The sequence below is a fragment of the Peptostreptococcus sp. genome (assembly GCF_977045075.1).
The window spans coordinates 1-4,538 of record NZ_CDRRTB010000107.1; the positions used below are offsets into that span (position 1 = coordinate 1).

At 37.3% G+C, this 4,538-nt stretch carries 4 protein-coding genes; all 4 read left to right on the top strand.

Annotation, left to right across the window (positions count from 1 at the left end; all coding sequences use genetic code 11):
• Positions 1-207, top strand: a 207-nt coding sequence (locus tag ACW6OJ_RS07470) for a DUF523 domain-containing protein (protein ID WP_456096198.1), incomplete at its 5' end; no start/stop codon positions are given.
• 161 nt (positions 208-368) lie between these two features.
• Positions 369-2,069: an arginine--tRNA ligase gene (gene argS / locus ACW6OJ_RS07475; protein WP_456096199.1), complete on the top strand. Its 1,701-nt coding sequence runs from the start codon at positions 369-371 to the stop codon at positions 2,067-2,069.
• A 127-nt stretch (positions 2,070-2,196) separates the two neighbouring features.
• Positions 2,197-3,651: a carbon starvation CstA family protein gene (locus ACW6OJ_RS07480; RefSeq protein WP_456096200.1), complete on the top strand. Its 1,455-nt coding sequence runs from the start codon at positions 2,197-2,199 to the stop codon at positions 3,649-3,651.
• A 202-nt stretch (positions 3,652-3,853) separates the two neighbouring features.
• Positions 3,854-4,538: transposase family protein (locus ACW6OJ_RS07485; RefSeq protein WP_456096201.1), on the top strand; the 685-nt coding region annotated here is incomplete at its 3' end.

Genomic DNA, 4,538 nt, shown 5'->3' on the forward strand with positions numbered 1-4,538 from the left:
GAGTTTTTGAAGGGGGCTCAAATTTCACTGGACCAGGCTAAAAAACACCAGGTCAGCCTGGCTATACTAAAGGAATCCAGTCCATCATGTGGTGGTAACAAGATATATACAGGCAGGTTTGAAGGCCAGAAGAAGAAAGGACAGGGAGTAGCGGCTGCCCTCCTAAGAAAAAATGGTATAAGAGTAATAACAGAAGAAGATATTTAATACGTGAACCTAATAATCGTTTTTATGAAGCTGTTGGCAAGTAAGATTATATAGGAAATAAGCCTAAAGTATTGAAAAAATAAAAAAAATGGTATATCATATAGTATTGAGGAAAGAAGAGCAATTATATTACTATAGATAAATTTATTGGAGGAAGACTCATGGCAGATTTTAAAAAGTTGATATCTGAGAGCCTAAAGTCAGAAATAGAAGACTTGACTCTTGAAGAGATAGCAGCCCTTATAGAAGTACCACCAAACAAGGAAATGGGAGATTATGCCTTCCCTTGTTTCAAGCTAGCAAAGGTATTTAGAAAGGCTCCAAATGCAATAGCAGAGGACTTGGCAGGTAAGATTCAGCCAACAGATGATATAAATAAAATTATAAACCTAGGAGGCTATGTAAATTTCTTTGTAAATAAGGAAAGTCTAGCCAAGAAGGTAATTAACCAGGTTTTAACTGAAAAGGAAAATTACGGTAAGAGTGAATTTGGTAAGGGTAAGACTGTAGTAGTAGAGTTTTCATCTCCAAATATAGCAAAACCTTTCCATATAGGTCACGTAAGGACTACTGTAATCGGTAACGCCCTAAGCAAGATTTACGCTTCACAGGGATACCATGTTGAAAAGCTAAACCACCTAGGTGACTATGGTACCCAGTTTGGTAAGCTAATAGTTGCCTACAAGCTGTGGGGTGACAAGCAGGCAGTGGAAAATGATCCAATAAAGGAATTATTGAAATTATATATTAGGTTCCATGACGAGGCTGAAACTAAGCCAGAAATGGAAGATGAAGCAAGAGAGTGGTTCACTAAGCTAGAAAATGGTGATGAAGAGGCCAAAGACCTATGGCAGTGGTTTAGGGATGAAAGTTTGAAGGAATTTTCAAGAGTTTACAAGCTATTAGACATAGACTTTGACTCATATGTTGGAGAATCTTTCTACTCAGACAAGATGCCAGCAGTAATAGAAGAATTGAAGGAAAAAAATCTATTGGAAGAATCTGATGGTGCCATGATAGTAAATCTAGAAGATAGCAAGCTACCACCAGCCCTTATACAGAAGAGGGATGGTTCTACACTTTATCTAACAAGAGACCTAGCGTCTGCCTTCTACAGAAAGAAGCTATATGACTTTGACAAGTCTATATATGTAGTAGGCTCGCAGCAGGAGCTACATTTCAAGCAGTGTTTTGAAATAATTAAGAAGATGGGCTATGAATGGTATAAGGATATGATTCATGTTCAATTTGGTATGGTTGCCCTAGAAGAGGGAACTATGTCAACTAGAAAGGGAAGGGTAGTCTTCCTTGAAGATGTTCTAAACCAGGCTATAGACAGGACTAGACAGATAATTGATGAGAAAAATCCAGAAGCAGAAAATATAGATGAGGTTGCAAAGGCAGTAGGTGTAGGTGCTGTAGTCTTCCAGGAACTATCCAATAGTAGGATTAAGGACTACACATTCTCATGGGATAGGACACTTAGCTTTGAAGGTGAGACTGGACCATATGTTCAGTATACACATGCTAGGTGTTGTGCTGTGCTAAGAAAGGCTGACCAGCCAGTAAGTGCAGACATTAATTATGAACTCCTATCTGACCAGGATGCAGCAGATGTTCTAAGTGTATTAGAAAACTTCAACAAGAGTTTAATGACTGCTATGAAGAAGAACGAGCCACATATAGTGACTAGGTTTGTACTTGACCTAGCTCAGGCCTTCAACAAGTTCTACCACAACAGTCCAATCTTGGTTGACGATGCAGACCTAAGGGCAGCAAGACTAGCCCTAGTTGAAGCGACTAGACAGACAATAGAAAATGCCCTAAAGATTTTAGGTATGAAGGCTCCTCAGAAGATGTAGTGGAGGGGCGAGAGCCGGCTTAAATTGCTAGGCTGTCTCTGTGTGAGATAGTTAAAAGCTAAACAAGTTTTAAATGTGTAAATCAATCATTTTGATTTAAATAAAAAATTTTAGGAGGTATTATAAAATGACTACTTTTATAATTGGATTAGTTATACTAATTGGTGGTGGCATAGCCTATGGTAAAGTCTGTGAAAAAGTCTTCGGACCAGATGATAGACCAACTCCAGCTGTTAGTATCAACGACGGTGTAGACTATGTTCCTATGAAGCAGAGCAAGAATGCACTTATTGAATTACTTAATATTGCAGGTACAGGCCCAATCCTAGGACCTATCCAGGGTATCCTATTTGGACCTATAGCATTCCTATTGATACCAATAGGTTGTGTACTTGGTGGAGCAATGCATGACTATTTCTCTGGTATGATTTCTATCAGATCTAATGGTAAGCAGATGCCAGCACTTATTCAGGACCACCTAGGTAACAAGGTTTATAAGGTATACAATATCTTCATAATCCTTCTAATGGTTCTAGTTGGTGCCGTATTTATCTACACACCAGGAGACCTTGTAGTTGCCAGTGTATTAAAGCAGCAGGCAGTAAGCTCAAACCCAGTAGTTTGGGTAGTATATGCGATTATATTCTTCTACTACTTAGCAGCTACTCTATTCCCAATAGACAAGATAATCGGTAGAATTTACCCAATATTTGGTGCAGTTCTATTATTATCAGCAGTTGGTATATTCTTTGGCCTATTCTTCAAGGGATATCACCTAGACAATGTAACTGCAGCTAACTGGATGGGTGTTCATCCTAAGGGAACTCCATTACTACCAATATTCTTCGTAACAGTTGCATGTGGTATAGTTTCAGGATTCCACTCAACTCAGGCTACACTAATTGGTAGATCTGTTTCAGATGAAAGAGAAGGTAGAAAGACTTTCTACGATATGATGATACTAGAAGGTTTCATCGCTATGATCTGGGCAGCAGCAGCTATGGGTATCTACTATAAGGGTGTTCCAGCAGAATTAGTTGGTAAGCCAGCTATCATAGGTATGGTTGCTAACGACATGCTTGGTTCTATAGGTGGTCTAATTGCCGTAATCGGTGTTATCGTATTACCTATAACATCAGGAGATACAGCACTTAGAGCGGCTAGATTGATGATAGCGGATGCTATAGGATATGACCAGTCTGAGGCTAAGAACAGAATAATACTATCAATCTGTATATTCATACCAGTTATAGCAATCCTTATATTCGCTAAGTTAAACTCAGAAGGATTCAACGTATTATGGCAGTATTTCGCATGGGCTAACCAGACTATAGCAGTATTCGCATTTGCTATGATCTCATTATACCTATACAAGCTAAAGAAGCCATACATCATGAGCTTAATACCAGGTATGTTCTATACTTATATCATATCTACATACCTACTAAATGCTAAGATAGGTTTCAACCTACCACTTAACATTGCTACTATAGCAGGTATAGTAATAGCTTTCGTTTATGCTTACATAATCATAAGAACAGGTAAGAAGGCTTTATCAAGCTCAGAAAGATTAGAAGCTTAATCTTAAATAGCTGATTAATATAAAAAGACTTTGCCGGTAACCAAAGTGTTACCGGACAAAGTCTTTTTTTAATGGTTGTATAATATTTAGCGTTGGTGAGAGAAAATTCTCTCCCAACGCTAAATTTTTGCAAAAAAATAGGAACACACATCAAATCTCGTGTATAATTTAAATCACCACAATTAAAAAAAGGAGAAATGATATGTGTTCTAATGCTAGTATAACAGAAATCTTAGGAATTAACGATAACAATTTAGTAATTTTAAGTAATAAAAAAGAAAATATTAAGGGAATAGAATATACAGTCCTAAGTGGAAAGCTTTCATATAGGCCAGCTTGCTGCCCTAAATGTGGTATAGTCAATGAAAATTATGACATAATTAGAAATGGGAGTCAGACCGTAAAAATACTTTTTAATAGGGTTAATACAAACCCTTTGATATTGATGGTTAAAAAGCAGAGGTTTTTCTGTAAGCATTGTGAGTCAACATTTATGGCCAAAACACCTATCGTAGATAAGGGGTGCTTCATATCGAATGATGTTAAGAGGTCTATAGTTTTAAACCTATGTGAGACTAAGTCAATGGACTTAATTGCAAGAGAACACTGTGTATCTCCTACTAGTGTTGCCAGAATACTCCGTTTAACTGAAGATAGGAGAAGAAAAAATTATCTACCTAGGATTCTATCAATAGACGAATTCAAGTCAGTAAATACAGTTGATGCGTCTATGAGTGTAAATTTAACCGATTTAGAAGGTGGTCATATTTTTGATATCCTGGCAGATAGAAGGCAAAGATACCTCTTTGAGTATTTTAACTCCTATCCACTAAAGGCAAGAAAGATGGTTGAATATGTAACTACAGACATGTATAAGCCATATATTG

Bases quoted from the DNA above. Each gene is read 5' to 3' on its own strand.
- argS (WP_456096199.1), top strand. From the start codon at position 369: ATGGCAGATTTTAAAAAGTTGATATCTGAGAGCCTAAAGTCAGAAATA.
- ACW6OJ_RS07480 (WP_456096200.1), top strand. From the start codon at position 2,197: ATGACTACTTTTATAATTGGATTAGTTATACTAATTGGTGGTGGCATA.